Here is a 17728-nt window from a genome sequence, read left to right as displayed (position 1 = left end):
TGCACCACCACCTACCACTGCAATCAGGCAGTGAAGTTCTAAGCGCTGCCTGACACAACAGGGTTCATATGTGGGAGGGGGCAAGCCCCCTCCCACAGTTTTGATTCTGTTTCGTCAGTCAGCTTTCGCCCAACAGCAGGCTCTGCTCCCGCGCGCACAACTCCACCACATAATCCCACAACACCCGCAACCGCACCGACTTGTGCAACTCCCGCCGCGAGCTGATCCAATAACTGCGCTGGATGCTCTCCCCCGGCAACAACGGCACCAACTGCGCATCGCCCGCCGCCATGAAACAGGGCAATACCGCGATCCCCAGGCCGGATCGCGCGGCCTGGTGCTGGGCAATCACGCTGGTGCTGTGAAAGACCACCTTGGGACTGCGACAAAAACTGCTGAGGAATTTCAGTTCCTGGCTGAACAGCAGGTCGTCGACGTAATCGATCCACGCATGGGCCGCGAGGTCTTCGCGTTTTTCAATCGGCGGATGACGCGCAAGGTAAGTGCGGCTGGCATACAGCGCCAGGCGGTAATCGGTGAGTTTACGGGTCACCAACTGATCGACGCTGGGGCGTTCCAGGTGAATGCTGATTTCCGCTTCGCGGTTGAGGATGCTGACAAAGCGCGGCACCGCGACCAGCTCCACTTCCAGGCCGGGATAACGTTCAAACAGCCCGCCCATGCGACCGGCGAGGAACATCACCCCCAGGCCCTCCGCCACCCCCAGGCGAATCTTGCCCAGGGGCGCCGCGCAATGGGTCAGTTCGTCTTCAGCCAGCAGCGCCACGTTTTCCATGGCTTCGGCATGTTTGAGCAGGGCTTCGCCGGACGGCGTCAGCTCGTAACCCTGGGCGTGCTGCACGAACAGCGCCGTACCGAGGCTTTTTTCGATCGCCTCGATATGCCGCGCCACCGTGGCGTGCGTGGTCTTCAAACGTTGCGCGGCGGTGAGCAAGCGGCCGCTGCGCTGCAATTCGAGAAAAAACCGCAGGTCATTCCAGTCGAACATATCGCCTCCTTTGCGCACGCGTGGGCAGCGCTGTTTAAAAACGCACAGCAGCTGGGCAAAAACTAACATTTTTAAGACGAAAACTAACAACTAGGATGGAGCCAATAAGAAAAACAAGCGAGACCCCAGATGCCCACTGCAACTGCTGAATACGATTACGTGATCGTCGGTGCCGGCCCCGCCGGCTGCTTGCTGGCCAATCGTCTGTCCGCCAACCCGGCCCATCGCGTCCTGCTGCTGGAAGCCGGTGGTCGCGATAACTACGCCTGGATTCATATTCCGGTCGGCTACCTGTTCTGCATCGGCAACCCGCGCACCGACTGGTGCTTCAAGACCCAGGCCCAGGCCGGCCTGCAAGGTCGCGCCCTGAGCTACCCGCGCGGCAAGGTACTGGGCGGTTGCTCGTCCATCAACGGCATGATCTATATGCGCGGCCAGGCCCGGGACTATGACGGCTGGGCGGCGCAAGGCAATCCGGGCTGGGCCTGGAATGATGTCTTGCCGCTGTTCAAGCACAGCGAAAACCATTTTGCGGGCGATTCGCCATTCCACAGCGACGGCGGCGAATGGCGCGTCGAGCAGCAGCGCCTGCATTGGCCCATCCTCGATGCGTTTCGCGACGCAGCAGAGCAGAGCGGCATCGCCAATATCAGCGATTTCAATCAGGGCGATAACGAAGGTTGCGGTTATTTCCAGGTCAACCAGAAGGCCGGGGTGCGCTGGAACGCGGCCAAGGCGTTTCTCAAACCGGTCCGCCAACGGCCCAACCTGACGGTATTGACCGAGGTGGAGGTCGACCGCGTGGTACTGGAAAACGGCCGCGCCTCCCACGTGATCGGGCGCCGCCATGGCCAGCAACTGAGCTGGAAAGCCTGCCGGGAAATCGTGCTGTGCGCCGGCGCCGTGGGCTCGCCAGGCATCCTGCAACGCTCGGGTATCGGCCCGGCCCACGTGCTCAAACCGTTGGGCATCGACGTGGTGCATGAACTGCCGGGCGTGGGTGGCAACCTGCAGGACCACCTGCAACTGCGCCTGATCTACAAGCTGGAAAACGCGCGCACCCTGAACCAGATCGCCGGCACCGTATGGGGCAAGATGGGCATGGGCCTGCGCTACCTGTATGACCGCAGCGGGCCGCTGTCGATGGCGCCCAGCCAGCTTGGCGCATTTGCCCGCTCCGGCCCCGAGCAGACCTCGGCCAACCTTCAATACCATGTGCAGCCGCTGTCCCTGGAGCGCTTCGGCGAACCGCTGCACGCGTTCCCGGCCTTTACCGCCTCGGTCTGCGACCTGCGCCCACACAGCCGCGGGCGCATCGATATCCGCTCGGCCAACCCGGCGGACGCACCGCTGATCCAGCCCAACTACCTCAGCCACCCCGAAGACCTGCGCGTGGCCGCCGACGCCATTCGCCTGACCCGGCGAATCGTGGCCGCGCCGGCCCTGAGCCGGTTCAAGCCGGTGGAATACCTGCCCGGTGACGCGCTGCAAACCGAAGAACAATTGCATGAAGCCGCAGCGCGCATCGGCACGACCATCTTCCATCCGGTGGGCACCTGCCGCATGGGCGATGACACGGACGCCGTGGTCGACGCACAGCTGCGCGTGCATGGCGTGCCGGGCCTGCGCATCGCAGACGCCTCGATCATGCCGCGCATTACCTCGGGCAACACCTGCTCACCGACGCTGATGATCGCCGAGAAGGCCGCGCAGTTGATCCTTTCACCGCACACAAGGAGCCTCGCCCCGCAGAGAGAACTGGTTCACGCAATCTGAATAGCGGCGCCGCACCCGGCGCCGACAGTGGAACAACAATAAATAATCACTGTGAGGGTTACCCGATGTCAGAACATGCTCAACCCCTGGGCTCGGCGATGGATGCGAGCACCGGCAACGACTCGAAGAAAGTCATTTTTGCCTCGTCCCTCGGGACGGTTTTCGAATGGTATGACTTCTTCCTCTACGGCGCCCTCGCGGCGGTGATCAGCAAGCAGTTCTTTGCCGGTGTCAACGACACCACGGCGTTTATCTTTGCGCTGATGGCATTCGCCGCAGGCTTCGTGGTGCGGCCGTTCGGCGCGCTGGTATTCGGCCGCCTGGGCGACATGATCGGGCGCAAGTACACCTTCCTCGTCACCATCATTCTGATGGGCGTGGCCACCTTTTGCGTGGGCCTGCTGCCGACCTATGCCAGCATCGGCATCGCCGCACCGATCATTCTGATCGTGCTGCGCATGCTGCAAGGCCTGGCGCTGGGCGGTGAATACGGGGGCGCCGCCACGTATGTGGCCGAGCATGCGCCTGCCGGCAAACGTGGCTTGCACACCAGCTGGATTCAATCCACCGCCACCCTCGGCCTGTTGCTGTCGTTGCTGGTGGTGCTGGCCTGCCGTTACTTCACCGGCGACCAGTTCGAGGTATGGGGCTGGCGTATCCCGTTCCTGTTCTCCATCGTGTTGCTGGGCATCTCCACCTGGATTCGCATGAGCCTGCACGAATCGCCCGCGTTCCTGAAAATGAAAGAGGAAGGCAAGGCCAGCAAGGCGCCGATCCGCGACTCGTTCGGTAAGTGGGAAAACCTCAAGGTCGTACTGATCGCACTGTTCAGCATCAATGGCGGGCAGGCGGTGACCTTTTATGCGGCGCAGTTTTATGTGCTGTTCTTCCTCACTCAGTTCCTGAAGATGGACCCGGCCCTGGCCAACATGTTGCTGATCATCAGCGTGGTGATTGGCGCGCCGTTCTTCATCCTGTTTGGCTGGCTGTCGGACAAGGTCGGGCGCAAGCCGGTGCTGATGCTTGGCCTGTTGCTGGCGACCTGCCTGTACTTCCCGATCTTCAAGGGCCTGGCGCACTACACCAACCCGGCGATGGACCAGGCGAGCCGCCAGGCACCGATTACCGTGCTGGCCGATCCAGCCACTTGCACCTTCCAGTTCGACCCGGTGGGCAAGGCGCGCTTTGACAGCCCATGCGACAAGGTCAAGACCTTCCTGGTCAAGCAGGGCCTGCCCTACAGCACCGTCGCCGCCCCAGCCGGCGCGCCGGTACAAGTCAACGTGGGCGACGTCAGTATCGATGGCTTTGATGAAGCGGCCTTGCGTGGTGCAGTGACGCTGGCCGGCTACCCGAGTTCGGCGGACATGGCCCAGGTCAACAAGGTGATGGTGGTGGCGCTGATCGTGGCACTGATCCTGATCGCAGCCATGTGCTACGGCCCTTTGGCGGCGCTGATGGTGGAACTGTTCCCGACACGCATCCGCTACACCTCGATGTCGCTGCCCTACCATATCGGTAACGGCTGGTTCGGCGGGTTCCTGCCCACCGTGTCGTTTGCGCTGGTGGTGTACACCGGGGATATCTTCTATGGCTTGTGGTACCCGGTGGTGGTGACCGGCGTGAGCCTGATCGTCGGGCTGTTCTGTCTTAAAGAAACCCGGCATGTGGATATCGACAATAACTGAGTTGCCTTAAGCACTGCACATCCCCTGTGGGAGGGGGCTACACCCCTCCCACATTCATCTGTGGTGCCTACATAATTTGCTGTACATCCATACAGATAACGGTTGCTCAATTCGCTTTGACTAAGCATCCTGCAAGGCATCAACCCGATGCGATGTGATGACCATGCAGCTGTACCTCTGTGAAAAACCCTCCCAGGCCAAGGACATTGCGGCCGTGCTCGGCGCCAGTCGCCGGGGCGATGGATGCTGGCTGGGCAATGGGGTCACGGTCACCTGGTGCATCGGCCACCTGTTGGAAACCGCCCCGCCTGACGCTTATGACGCCAAATACAAGCGCTGGGTATTGGCCGACCTGCCGATCGTCCCGGAAAAATGGAAGATGCAGGTCAAGCCCAGAACCGCCAGCCAGTTCAAGGTGGTCAAGCGTCTTCTGGGGGAAGCCAGGGAACTGGTGATCGCGACCGACGCCGACCGCGAGGGTGAAATGATCGCCCGAGAGCTGGTGGAACATTGCCGTTATCGAGGGCCGATCCAGCGGTTGTGGTTGTCGGCGCTCGATGATGCCTCCATCCGCAAGGCCCTGGCCGCGCTAAAGCCCGGCGCACACACCTTCAACCTGTATCACTCGGCCCTGGGCCGCTCCCGTGCCGACTGGCTGATCGGCATGAACATGAGCCGCCTGTTTACGTTGCTCGGACGTCAATCCGGCTATCAGGGCGTACTGCCGGTCGGCCGCGTGCAAACCCCTACCCTGCGCCTGGTGGTCGACCGTGACCGCAGCATCGCCGATTTCATCCCCGTGGCGTATTGGAACATCGACGTAGACCTGCGCCACCAAAGCATGACCTTCACCGCGCAATGGCGCGCCGCCGACGATGCCTGCGATGACCAGGGCCGTTGCCTCAACCCGCAACTGGCCAGGGACGCCGCCGACGCCATGAACCACGCGGCCGATGCGCGACTGGTTAAGCTGCGCACCGAACGCATGCGCGAGGCCGCCCCCCTGCCCTTCGACCTCGGCACCCTGCAGGAAATCTGCTCCAAAAAGCTTGGCCTCGGCGCCCAGGAAACCCTGGATATCGCCCAATCGCTCTACGAAACCCACAAGGTCATCACCTACCCGCGCAGCGATTGCGGCTATTTGCCATTGAGCCAGCACAGCGAAGCGCCAAAGATTCTCGCCGCACTCGGCCGCGCGGATGCAGCGGTGGCCGAGTTGATGCAGCATATCGATCCCCAGCGCCGCTCACGCGCCTGGAACGACGCCAAGGTCAGCGCCCACCACGGCATCATCCCCACCGGGGCCGGCAAGGACGTCGGGCAACTCACCGGCAAGCACCGCGCGGTCTACACGCTGATACGCGCACGCTACCTGGCGCAATTTCTGCCCAACCATGAATACGACCGGACCCAGGCGGACTTCGACTGTGCAGGCCAGGCGTTGCGTGCAGTGGGCAAGGCCATCATCGAACCGGGCTGGAAACGCGCATTGCCCGAAGCCCTTGCCCCCGCCAAAGGTCGGGACGTTCCTGCTCCCCAAGCCTTGCCGATGCTGGTGCAAGGCCAGGACTGCGCGGTGGCCAGGGTCAACCTCAAGGACCTGTGGACCCAACCGCCCAAGCCTTTCACTGAAGGCGACCTGATCAAGGCAATGAAAAACGTCGCCAAGCTGGTGGAAGACCCACTGCTCAAGCAGAAACTCAAGGACACCACCGGCATCGGCACCGAGGCCACCCGCGCTGGCATCATCCAGGGCCTGCTGGACCGAGGTTACCTGGTGAAAAACGGCAAGGCACTGTCGGCCACTCCGGCCGCGTTCAGCCTGATCGATGCCGTACCCCGTGCCATCGCCGACCCCGGCACCACCGCCATCTGGGAGCAGGCGCTGGATATGGTGCAAAGCGGCGAAATGAGTCTGGAAGAATTCGTCGCCAAACAAGCCGCGTGGATGAGCAAGCAGGTGGCTCGCTGCACTGGCATGCGCATGACCATCACCGCCGCTGCCAGCCCGGCAATCAAAGGCGCGGCGCCATGGAAAAACAAACGCAAGAGCGCGCCACGCAAGACGACAACCAGCGCCAAGCGGGCAAAAAGGCCGGCAAATGCCGGTTAAAACGCAAAAAAATCCGGCGAATGACGCTTTTCGACGGGTTTGACGCCGCTTTGGACCTTGCTGCGACGTAGTGCGTCTAGGATTCTGTAGGGGATAGCTGACTACCTAACAACAACACCGGAGTGGCCGCCATGAAAACCGTCGCAGAATTGCTCAAAGCCAAGGACCAGAAGAACCAGGAGGTCCACACTATCCAGTGGGACCACACCGTGTTCGAGGCGCTGGTGCGCATGTCCGAGAAAAACGTCGGGGCTTTGCCGGTGGTCAAGGACGGCGCAGTGGTGGGGATCATCAGCGAGCGCGATTACGCCCGCAAACTCATCCTCAAGGGGCTGTCATCGGTGACCACCCGCGTAGACGACGTAATGAGCTCCCCGGTCATTACCGTAGATACCCATAAAACGGTCGAGGCGTGCATGAACATCATGACCGACAGTCACCTGCGCCACCTTCCGGTCGTCGAAGACGGCAAACTGCTCGGCCTGTTGTCCATCGGCGACCTGGTCAAGGAAGCCATTGCTGAGCAAGCCGCCTTGATCAAACAGCTGGAGCAGTACATCCGCGGCGAATAGGAGATCCCATGCTCGACACGCTGGAACATCAAGCAGACCACCTCGACACGCTGCACCGGGCGATGGTCGAAAAGCGCTTCCTGGTGCTGACCGGTGCCGGCATCAGCACCTCGTCGGGTATCCCCGACTACCGTGACGGCGAAGGTGTGCGCCGGGGCAAAGCGCCGATGATGTACCAGGAGTTCCTCGCCACCGCGCAGGCACGTCGCCGTTATTGGGCCAGGGCAATGCTGGGTTGGCCACGGGTGCGCCTTGCCCGGCCGAACAGGGCGCATCAGGCCCTGGCGACGTTGCAGCAACGTGGGATCATCAGTGGCCTGATCACGCAAAACGTCGACACGCTGCACGATCAGGCCGGCAGCCACGAGGTGATCGAGTTGCATGGGAGCTTGCACCGGGTGCTGTGCCTGGATTGCCGGCAGCGTAGCGAGCGCGACGCTATCCAGCGGCGGATGGAAATCGACAACCCGCACTTTGCGCACGTCCATGCGGCGCAGGCGCCTGACGGCGATACCTTGCTCGACCCTGTTTTCGAGGAGCACTTCCAGGTCCCATGCTGCCCCCACTGCGGGGGGCAACGGCTGAAACCGGACGTGGTGTTCTTTGGTGAAAACGTGGCGCCTGCTACCGCAGCCAGAGCCATGGCTGCCGTGAACGATGCCGAGGGGCTGCTGGTGGTGGGATCATCGCTGATGGCGTATTCCGCGTTTCGCCTGTGCAAGGCGATGGTGGAACAGGGCAAGCCGGTGATTGCCATCAACCTGGGCAAGACCCGCGGGGATGAGCTCCTGCAGGTAAAGATCGCAGCGCAGTGTGAGCAATTATTACCTCTGCTGGTCGAGCGCCTGTAGGAGCGAGCGTGCTCGCGAAAAACCCACAAGCGCCCCGTGCAACTTACTTACCTTACCAAACGCTACCACGCGACCCACCGCACGAAAAATGACGCCCAAGTCACGTTTTTCCTGCATCCCCCCGCCCCCACAACGATTTATGTAGTGCCTTAAAATAATCACTACATAACCGTTGACGTAAGCTTTTTGTCCTTGCATTATCGAGACGTCTCCCGGATCGGGAGTGTTGGTAACACGCGTTTTGAACAGGCTCGTCTGACCGCCGAGCTGTTTTTCCGGATGTGCACTGCCCACAAGGCAGATTGATGAAGCTGACTGGCCCCGAAAGGGAACGGTACAAGGAGCTAAAGCGCTGCTTGTCTTCGTTATGAAAGCGTTGCGTAGCGGTTCATCAGCAAAACTACATGCATCGGTTCACGACCCTGCCCGTATTCGGCAGACCGTCACTGACGCCCGGTTTTCTGAGCCGGAGACAACTTTGAAGTGTTAACGAATCAATTGATAGATCGCCAACTGGTCAAGGGGCTTACACATGAATCTGAACAACCAACCCACTATCGATGAACTGGCTGAGATGTTTGCCGCGCAGAAAGACACACTCGACGACCATATCCTGTGGATTGGCAAATCGGGCGAAGTTCAACTTGACTGCGTAGCGCCTCACACCGAGGAAGCCGAGTTCGACCGCAATCACCGTGAACTGGCGGCGCGCCTGAAGATGTACCGTCGCGGCCAGGGTTATGTCGGCAAGAAAGCGGCGGCCGATCGCAACTTCATCGAGCAGGTATTCGACACACTTAACAATGCCTGGGCCTCTTTCAAAGACAGCTCGCAAGTTAAAGTGATTGATCGTTACTACTAAGTAGTTGTTCTAATGTGGGGGCTGGCTTGCCAGTCCCCATATTTATAAGTGGTGTACTCAAAAAGTTGGAAACCGCCCCCTCTCCGCTTCATCTTTAAAGATATCGAACAGCACCTGCGCCGCTGCCGACAGTTCATGCCCAGGCTTGGTCAGTACGCCAATGGGCCGCTCGATCACCGGGCCGGTCAAGGTGATGCAACGGGCGCCCGCCTCCTCCATCTGCCGTGCGCACAATGCAGGTACAGCACTGACGCCCAAGCCGCTGGCAACCATCTTGCCCACCGTAGCCAATTGATGGCTTTCCAGCGCCACGGGCAGTTTCATCTGCAAGGCGCCCAAGTGCTCTTCCAGCATGACCCGCACCGTCGATGGACGCTGGAGGGTGATGAAGGGTTGCTCCAGCAGCGTTTTCCAGTCGATCTCGGCCACCTGTGCCAAAGGCGAATCGCCCGGTACCACGGCGATAAACCGGTCCAGGTACAACGGCGTGAACGCCAGTGACGAACCGTCGGACGGCTCGAACGCCACGCCCAGTTCCACCTGGCGGTCGCGCACCATCTCCAGCACCTGCTCGTTGATCAAGTCATGCACCGTCACGTTCACCTGAGGGTAACGCGCGCGGAATATCTTCAGGATCGGTGGCAGCAGGTTGCCGGCAAATGATGGCATCGCCGCCACCGTTACACGCCCGCGTTGCAGAGTGAAGCGTTGGCGCAGTTCGTCCTCGGCGTTGTCCCAGTCGGCAATCAATCGACGCGCCAGCGGCAGCAGGGATTCGCCTTCGGGCGTCAGCGCGACATTGCGTGTATTGCGGCTGAACAGGCGCCCGCCCAGGCCTTCTTCCAGGCCCTTGATCGTCAGGCTCAGCGCCGATTGGGACAGGTGCAGACGCTCACACGCAGCGGCAAAACTCAGGCTCTGGGCCACGGCCAGGAAGGCACGCATTTGTTTAATGGTCATGAGGCTACTTCGCAGGGTGATCGACTATGCTGTTTTCTAAATCAATCAACCTTAAAAAACAACTTAACAAATCAATCCTTCAGCGCAACACTCGGTCCATTGGCTGGCCCACAAACAATAAAAGAGGTGCATATGGCAGGTTTCGATAAGCGCGTGGCGTCCTACGAAGAAGCGCTGACAGGTCTGGAAGACGGCATGACCGTACTCTCCGGCGGTTTTGGCCTGTGCGGCATTCCGGAAAACCTCATCAATGAGATCAAGCGCAAGGGCACCCGTGACCTGACCGTGGTGTCCAACAACTGCGGCGTCGACGGTTTCGGCCTGGGCGTGCTGCTGGAAGAAAAGCAGATCCGCAAGGTGATCGCTTCCTACGTGGGCGAAAACGCTCTGTTCGAAAAGCAGTTGCTGAGCGGCGAAATCGAAGTGGTGCTGACCCCCCAGGGCACCCTCGCGGAAAAAATGCGTGCAGGCGGCGCCGGCATTCCGGCCTTCTTCACCGCCACCGGGGTCGGCACTCCTGTCGCCGAAGGCAAGGAAACCCGCGAATTCAACGGCCGCCCCTACCTGATGGAAGAGTCCATCACCGGTGACTTCGCTATCGTCAAAGGCTGGAAAGCCGACCACTTCGGCAACGTCATCTATCGTCACACCGCCCAGAACTTCAACCCGCTGGCCGCCACCGCCGGCAAGATCACCGTGGTCGAAGTCGAGGAAATCGTCGAACCGGGCGAACTGGACCCGGCGCAGATCCACACCCCTGGCATCTACGTCGACCGGATCATCTGCGGCACCTTCGAGAAGCGCATCGAACAGCGCACCGTCCGCAAATAATCCACGTCCAGAACAATAAGAGGAAATAACCATGGCGCTTACCCGCGAACAAATGGCTCAACGCGTCGCCCGCGAAATGCAGGACGGTTTCTACGTCAACCTCGGCATCGGCATTCCGACCCTGGTGGCCAACTACATTCCCGACGGCATGGAAGTGATGCTGCAATCGGAAAATGGCCTGCTCGGCATGGGCCCCTTCCCGACTGAAGACACCATTGATGCCGACATGATCAACGCCGGCAAACAAACCGTCACCGCACGCATCGGCGCCTCGATTTTCTCCTCCGCCGAGTCCTTCGCGATGATTCGCGGCGGCCACGTCGACCTCACCGTACTCGGCGCCTTTGAAGTCGACGTCCAGGGCAACATCGCCTCGTGGATGATCCCCGGCAAGCTGGTCAAGGGCATGGGCGGCGCGATGGACCTGGTGGCCGGTGCGGAAAATATCATCGTGATCATGACCCACGCGTCCAAGGACGGTGAGTCGAAACTGCTCAGCCAGTGCAGCCTGCCGCTGACCGGCGCCCACTGCATCAAGCGCGTGCTGACGGACCTGGCCTACCTGGAAATCGAAAATGGCGCTTTCGTCCTCAAGGAACGCGCACCTGGCGTCAGCGTTGAAGAGATTGTCAGCAAGACCGCCGGTAAACTGATCGTCCCGGACCACGTTCCAGAAATGCATTTCCAGTGAGGACAGATTCCATGCAAGACGTCGTGATTGTTGCTGCCACCCGCACCGCCGTGGGCAGCTTCCAGGGTTCGCTGGCCACTATCCCGGCCCCTGAACTGGGCGCTGCGGTGATTCGTCGCCTGCTGGAGCAGACTGGCCTCGACCCGGCCGAAGTCGATGAAGTGATTCTCGGCCAGGTACTCACCGCAGGCAGCGGCCAGAACCCGGCGCGCCAGGCCTCGATTCTCGCCGGCCTGCCCCATGCCGTGCCGAGCCTGACCCTGAACAAGGTGTGCGGTTCGGGCCTCAAGGCCCTGCACCTGGGTGCGCAGGCGATCCGTTGCGGCGACGCGGACGTGATCATCGCCGGCGGCATGGAAAACATGAGCCTGGCGCCGTACGTATTGCCCGCCGCGCGCACCGGTTTGCGCATGGGCCACGCCAAGATGATCGACAGCATGATCACCGACGGCCTGTGGGATGCGTTCAACGACTACCACATGGGCATCACCGCCGAAAACCTGGCGGACAAGTACGGCATCAGCCGTGAGGCACAGGACGCCTTTGCCGCTGCGTCCCAGCAAAAAGCAATCGCCGCCCTCGAAGCCGGACGGTTTGCCGATGAGATCACACCGATCCTGATTCCCCAGCGCAAGGGCGATCCGGTGGTCTTCGACGTGGACGAACAGCCGCGTGCCGGTACCACCGCCGAGTCCCTGGCCAAGCTCAAACCCGCCTTTAAAAAGGACGGCAGCGTCACCGCCGGCAACGCCTCCAGCCTTAACGACGGCGCCGCAGCGGTGCTGTTGATGAGCGCCGCCAAAGCCAAGGCCCTCGGCCTGCCCGTGCTGGCACGAATCGCCAGCTATGCCAACGCCGGGGTTGACCCGGCAATCATGGGCATCGGCCCGGTGTCGGCCACCCGCCGCTGCCTGGACAAGGCCGGCTGGCAACTGGGCGACCTGGATTTGATCGAAGCCAACGAAGCCTTCGCCGCGCAATCCCTGGCGGTGGGCAAAGAGCTGGAATGGGACGCCGAAAAGGTCAACGTCAATGGCGGCGCCATCGCCATCGGCCACCCAATTGGTGCGTCAGGCTGCCGCGTGCTGGTGACCCTGCTGCACGAAATGATCAAGCGCGACGCCAAAAAAGGCTTGGCGACACTGTGCATCGGTGGTGGCCAAGGCGTAGCCCTCGCCCTCGAACGCGGCTGATCATCCAAGAGCAACACGGAAAAGGCCCGGTTCCACGAAAACCGGGCCTTTTCTTTATTGATCGTTCCCGCGCAGAGCATGGGAACGATCATTACACCCGTGATCAGCGCTTCATACAACGCTGATAGCGCTCATCCACACGTTTGGCAAACCACGCCGTGGTCAGATTGCGCGTAATCTTCGGGCTCTTGAGCACGATGCCCGGCAGGATTGCCCGTGGCAATGGTTTGCCGGCAGCCTTGTCAGCCAGGGCGAACACGCGCTTGTAGAGGGTGGTGTCCTCGAAGTCCAACGCTTCGCCTTGCTCCAGTTGACTGCGAATGCTGGGATTGCGCATATCCAGCTTCGCCCCCAACGAACGCACCGCCAGCTCAGTGGTGCCGGGCAGCAACGAACCATAGCGAATCAAATCCCCATCCAGCGCCAGTTCGGTGCCAGAGGCACGGCTGACGGCGGCCTGGAACGCAGCATTGCGGCTGGCGTACCAACCCGCATTGAAATCGGCAAAGCGGTACAGCGGCTGGTCATAGCTGACCGGGTAGCCCAGCAGATGGGCGATACCAAAGTACATGCCGCCACGGCGAGTGAACACTTCGCGGCGAATCGTACCGTCTACCGTGTAGGGATAACCCCGCGCCTGTTTTTGCGCAAAGTCGATGCTGACCTGCATCGGGCCGGCGGTGTGTACCGGGTTGAAGCCGCCAAACAGCGTGTTGCCCAACGGCACGACGCCGATGAAATCGTCGAAGATCCCGCTCAGGTCCTTCTCGGTGCGCGCAGCGTTCAAACGCTCGGCGTAGGTCTTGCCGGTGGGCGAGCGCAATTGCAAGGCGCTGCGCACGACAAACGCCGGCACATGAACCTTCCCGGCACGCCGCAGGATTTCGTCCTGGGCGATCTTGCCCATGCCCGGCACCGGTGGGTCGACCTGATACGTGGACTCCTGCTCGGTCACCGCCAGTACGGCGCAGATGTTTTCGGTGCTGGGATAGATCTTCTGGGTGTCGAACGCGGTGTAGATATCCTGAGCCCAACCTTCGCGGTCCGCGACCTTGGCCGGCAACAGGCGCACGATCTGCGTCTTCACCTCGGCCTCGCTGCGCTCGGGTTGCTGCGGACCGCGTGAGGTGGAGCAACCGGCCAGCACCAGTAACGTTGCAAGGCAGAGGATCAGGCGGCTTGAATACATATGGCTTCCTTGGTGAACGGCGGGTCGGGCGATGAGGATATCGACAGGCAAGTCTAACCGGGGTTCGTGGGTATGCCGAACTGCGCGAGGCTCTGGCTGAAACTTCCCACATAACCGTCGGATAAGCTCTACTCCCCGCCTCTGAAAACCGCTGCAAAGTCCTTCGCCTGATTAAACAGTGCGAGGGATTGCAGATGGTTTTTCCAGTTAAAGCCCTGATCGACAGGGCTCACCCATGATCGACGCAACCAGCCAAGCCATTGGTTTCCTGGTGTTGGCCGCGATGGACGCAAAGACGCGGGACGTCGAATCCATCCTCAGCGATTTCCGGGGATGCCTGCACCCATACGACACCTGGGCTCAAAGCTTTTTCAGCTTTTCGGCACTGAATGTCGAGCAAGTGTTCAAGGTGGGAGAAGAAGTAGCGCTCGTAGCGCCGATCAATCGGTCCCTCTTTCCCAGCAGCACGGTCGCCACGTGTACAGCCAACGGCACGTTGACCCTGGTGCATATGTTCCAGAGTTCGCGATTCGTGCCGATCGGCAACACGCCCGTCGTGGTGCAGCGCATCGATCCAGACGGCGGTCCGCTGGGGGACCCACTCCATAAGACCATCGGTCCCAGCGGCATTCTGGAAATCACCGAGTGTGATCGCAACCAGAAGTACCGAGTCAGTTTCTACCCCGACGTCTCTTCAGAGCATTTCAAGGCGCTGTACGCTTCTTATCAGTCGGTCATTGCGTCACTGGAAGGCTGGTTGCGCAGTGAGTGGGGAACCACTTTCGAACCCCTGTGGAAGGGGTACTCCGAGGCAAACTTCCTCAAGCGCTACCTTTCGCTGTACGGCGCCTATGCCCGAGGTTTCAGCGACTCCCTTTACTCAATCTGGGACGACGTAGAGCAGTTATTTCAATGGCTGTCAGCCCCCCTGGCCAATGCTGAAAAGCTGCTGCATTACTTTTCCCAGGACGAGTTTGAAAAATTACTGACGTTAAGTGCCGAGACGCTCGCCAAGGGTCTGCTGGTGCTGAGCGACGAGCCTTTGCTGTTCATTTACCTGGCGGCGCTGGTCAGCTGGATGCGCATGCTGCCACCGCCCTATATGAACGAAATGCTGGGCGAGATTGGCGCCGAGGTCGTCATCAACCTGTTATTGGGCCTGGCGACGGGCGGCATGGGTATTGTGCTGCGCATGAGCACGAAAGTGCTGGCTGGCATCAAGTCGCGCCGGGTGCGCAGGTGGCTGGAGCAGATAGCCGAGCAGTTCGGGAAAGTTCGCCTGGTCGGGCATAGCGAAGCGCTCAAGCCGGTGCTGCTGAGCAGCGCGGCGACGCCGATCAAGGCAGTGCCGGTAGCGCCGTTGAAGGCGGGCGAGCATCTGGTTTCGAACGCGGTGCCGATGGTGCGCAACAAAACGCAGCGCACCGCATTGGTCCGCCAGGAGCCGGTGGATGATGTGCCGGCCGTGGCGTCCAACCCGAAGGGCGATGCGGCCGCATCTGCGGATAAAACAGTTACTAACGGTTGCCCGGTGTCGATGGTCACCGGCGAGGAACTGCTGACCCTGACCGATGGCGCGCTCGATGGCATCTTGCCGTTCGAGTGGACGCGCTTGTATCGCACCAGTGCGGTGGACGTGGATTGCGGGTTGGGGTTTGGCTGGAGTCATGCGCTGGCGCACAGGCTTGTGGTTTCAGCCGATTCGGTGGTGTGGACCGACCATGAGAATCGCTCGACCACCCTGCCCTTGCCGACGGCTGCTCGACCGGCGATTACCAACAGCCTGGCGGAAGCGGCTATTTATTTGGGCTCGGTTTCTGGCGAGTTGGTGCTGGCCCAGGCTTCTCGGTTCTATCACTTTTACGACGGCGTACTGACGGCGATCAGCGATGCGTATGACAACCGGCTGCGTATTTTCCGGGATCGGTTGGGGCGTATTGAGCGACTGGATAACGGCGCGGGGCGCTCTTTGCTCTTGCGCTACGTGCTGGGTCGGATTGTGGCGGTGGACTACCAGGTTCATCGCGCCAAAGGCCATGAACCCTTCGTGTGGGTGACCGAGCAGAACGTCGTTTCCTACGCCTACGACGACGCCGGACGACTGGTGTCGGCGACCAATGCCGTCGGTGAACGCGAGGCTTATCGGTACGACGAAGAGCACGTCATTCTTGAGCGGCAGTTGGCCGGTGGGGCGAGTTTCTTTTGGGCGTGGGAAAGGTCTGGTAAAGCCGCACGCTGTGTCCGGCACTGGGCCAGTTTTTCACAGATGGACACGCGGTACGTATGGGGTGATGACGGCAGCGTCAACGTGCACAACGCCGATGGCAGCCAGGAAGTGTATGTCCATGACGACCGGGCGCGACTGGTACAGCGCATCGATCCCGACGGTGCCCGGCATTTCAAATCCTACGACGACAAGGGCCGACTGACCGTCGAGCAGGACCCGCTGGGCGCGGTGACGGCGTATCAGTACGACGACGCCGGACGCTTGGTCGCGCTGTTTCCGGGGGAGGATGAGCCGACATCCTACGAGCATGACAATGGTTTCGTACGAGTGGTGCGACGCGGTGAGGCGGTCTGGAAATACGAGCGCAATGAGCAAGGCGATGTCATCCGCAGGATTGATCCGGAGGGCAACGCGACCGACTACGGCTACGACAAGCGGGGGCAACTGACCGGTGTCTGGTATCCCGACAACAGCTGTCATCGGCTGGTGTGGAATGAGCGCGGGCAGTTGCTTGAGGAGCAATTACCGAATGGCGGCATCAAGCGTTATCGCTATGACGATCTGGGGCGGCAGGTTGCGCGTGAGGATGAGCACGGCGCGCTGACTCAGTATCAATGGGACGCTGTAGGACGCCTGCTGAAATTGACCCAACCCGACGGTACCTATCGGGACTTCAGCTACAACCCCTACGGAAAAATCATCGCCGAACGCGACGAACTCGGCCACATCACCCGCTACGAATACGCCGACGGCCTGCACCTGATCAGCCGCCGCATCAACGCCGATGGAACTCAGGTCAAGTATCGCTACGACAACGCTCGATTATTGCTGACCGCCATCGAAAACGAAGTCGGCGAAACCTATCGACTGGACTACCACCCCAACGGCCTGATCCGACAGGAAACCGGCTTCGACGGCCAACGCACCGCCTACGCCTACGACCTCAACGGCAACCTGCTGGAAAAGACCGAACACGGCGACGACGATAGTCAGCTGGTTACCCAATACGAGCGCGACCACGCCGGTCGTCTTGTAAGAAAAACCCTCCCCGATGGCAATACGGTCGACTACACCTACGACCGCCAGGGCAACCTCCTCAGCGTCGAAGACGGCCACTGGGCGCTGGCCTACGAGTACGACAAACAAAACCGTCTCACTGCTGAACATCAGGGCTGGGGCACCTTGCGCTATGGCTATGACGCCTGCGGCCAACTTCAGCATTTACGCCTGCCGGATAATAACTGTCTGACCTTCAACCACGACAAAGGCGGCCACCTGGCCACCGTCGAGCTAAATGGCTCACTGCTGACCTCCCACCTGTTCCATGCAGGTCGCGAACACCAACGCCAACAAGGCCAACTGCTCAGCCACTACCACTACGACGACCAAAACCGCCTGCACGCCCACGCCGTCACCCAGCAAGGAAACCACCTTTACCAACGCCAATACGACTACGACAAAGCCGGCAACCTCACCCGCCTGCTCGACACCCGCAAAGGCGAACACCGTTACCGCTACGACCCGCTAAACCGCCTGACCCGCGCCGATCACTCGCAAGACGTACAGGAGCGTTTCGGCCACAACCCCGCCGGCAATTTGCTTATGCAAGACAGGCCGGGCCCCGATATCGTGGCTGGCAATCGCCTGATGATCCAAGGCGATCACCATTACGACTATGACGCTTTTGGAAATCTAATAAGAGAACGGCGCGGCAAAGGTCATTCACTCGTCACCGAATACCGCTACGACTGCCAGCACCGGCTGAT

The 17728-nt window shown here is 60.7% G+C and carries 13 protein-coding genes; 10 read left to right on the top strand and 3 right to left on the bottom strand.

Annotation, left to right across the window (positions count from 1 at the left end; translation table 11 throughout):
• Positions 1 to 118: 118 nt before the first annotated feature.
• Positions 119 to 1009 carry a LysR family transcriptional regulator gene (locus tag BFP89_RS04630; protein WP_065884405.1) on the bottom strand — a complete coding sequence of 297 codons (891 nt, stop codon included), beginning with the start codon at positions 1007 to 1009 and terminating at the stop codon, positions 119 to 121.
• Between the two features lie 129 nt (positions 1010 to 1138).
• Here BFP89_RS04630 and BFP89_RS04625 point away from each other — a divergent pair, with 129 nt between their 5' ends.
• The 6 genes from BFP89_RS04625 to BFP89_RS04600 all read left to right on the top strand — a co-directional run bounded on the left by BFP89_RS04625 (position 1139) and on the right by BFP89_RS04600 (position 8871).
• The gene (locus BFP89_RS04625; protein ID WP_065884404.1) at positions 1139 to 2785 is read left to right on the top strand and encodes a GMC family oxidoreductase; all 1647 of its coding nucleotides are present in this window, start codon (positions 1139 to 1141) and stop codon (positions 2783 to 2785) included.
• A gap of 65 nt (positions 2786 to 2850) precedes the next feature.
• The gene (locus BFP89_RS04620) at positions 2851 to 4473 is read left to right on the top strand and encodes an MFS transporter (protein WP_065884403.1); all 1623 of its coding nucleotides are present in this window, start codon (positions 2851 to 2853) and stop codon (positions 4471 to 4473) included.
• A 157-nt stretch (positions 4474 to 4630) separates the two neighbouring features.
• Entirely contained in the window at positions 4631 to 6586 is a 1956-nt protein-coding gene (locus BFP89_RS04615; RefSeq protein WP_065884402.1) for a DNA topoisomerase III, read from the top strand.
• A 131-nt stretch (positions 6587 to 6717) separates the two neighbouring features.
• Complete coding sequence (locus tag BFP89_RS04610) at positions 6718 to 7158, top strand: CBS domain-containing protein (protein WP_065884401.1); 441 nt, start codon at positions 6718 to 6720, stop codon at positions 7156 to 7158.
• Between the two features lie 8 nt (positions 7159 to 7166).
• Entirely contained in the window at positions 7167 to 8009 is an 843-nt protein-coding gene (locus BFP89_RS04605) for an NAD-dependent protein deacetylase (protein WP_065884400.1), read from the top strand.
• A gap of 532 nt (positions 8010 to 8541) precedes the next feature.
• Positions 8542 to 8871: a hypothetical protein gene (locus BFP89_RS04600; protein ID WP_065884399.1), complete on the top strand. Its 330-nt coding sequence runs from the start codon at positions 8542 to 8544 to the stop codon at positions 8869 to 8871.
• A gap of 57 nt (positions 8872 to 8928) precedes the next feature.
• Here BFP89_RS04600 and BFP89_RS04595 read toward each other — a convergent pair whose 3' ends face one another.
• Positions 8929 to 9831, bottom strand: coding sequence for a LysR family transcriptional regulator (locus tag BFP89_RS04595; RefSeq protein ID WP_065884398.1), 903 nt, complete (start codon positions 9829 to 9831; stop codon positions 8929 to 8931).
• 132 nt (positions 9832 to 9963) lie between these two features.
• On the opposite strand from BFP89_RS04595, the gene BFP89_RS04590 reads away from it, so the two are divergent.
• The 3 genes from BFP89_RS04590 to BFP89_RS04580 are packed head-to-tail and all read left to right on the top strand — an operon-like array spanning position 9964 to position 12546.
• On the top strand, positions 9964 to 10662 hold the full coding sequence (locus BFP89_RS04590; protein ID WP_065884397.1) for a CoA transferase subunit A: 699 nt from the start codon (positions 9964 to 9966) through the stop codon (positions 10660 to 10662).
• A gap of 31 nt (positions 10663 to 10693) precedes the next feature.
• Complete coding sequence (locus BFP89_RS04585; protein WP_057725646.1) at positions 10694 to 11353, top strand: CoA transferase subunit B; 660 nt, start codon at positions 10694 to 10696, stop codon at positions 11351 to 11353.
• 11 nt (positions 11354 to 11364) lie between these two features.
• Positions 11365 to 12546 carry an acetyl-CoA C-acetyltransferase gene (locus BFP89_RS04580; RefSeq protein ID WP_065884396.1) on the top strand — a complete coding sequence of 394 codons (1182 nt, stop codon included), beginning with the start codon at positions 11365 to 11367 and terminating at the stop codon, positions 12544 to 12546.
• A gap of 103 nt (positions 12547 to 12649) precedes the next feature.
• On the opposite strand, the gene BFP89_RS04575 is transcribed toward BFP89_RS04580, so the two are convergent.
• Positions 12650 to 13735: a DUF1615 domain-containing protein gene (locus BFP89_RS04575; protein ID WP_065884395.1), complete on the bottom strand. Its 1086-nt coding sequence runs from the start codon at positions 13733 to 13735 to the stop codon at positions 12650 to 12652.
• A gap of 235 nt (positions 13736 to 13970) precedes the next feature.
• On the opposite strand from BFP89_RS04575, the gene BFP89_RS04570 reads away from it, so the two are divergent.
• Positions 13971 to 17728: DUF6531 domain-containing protein (locus tag BFP89_RS04570; RefSeq protein WP_065884394.1), on the top strand; the 3758-nt coding region annotated here is incomplete at its 3' end.

Origin of the sequence: Pseudomonas sp. 31 R 17 (genome assembly GCF_900004915.1) — a bacterium.
Taxonomy (GTDB): domain Bacteria; phylum Pseudomonadota; class Gammaproteobacteria; order Pseudomonadales; family Pseudomonadaceae; genus Aquipseudomonas; species Aquipseudomonas orientalis_A.
Note: the sequence above shows the minus strand (reverse complement) of the source record. Positions and strands in the feature narration are given on the sequence as shown.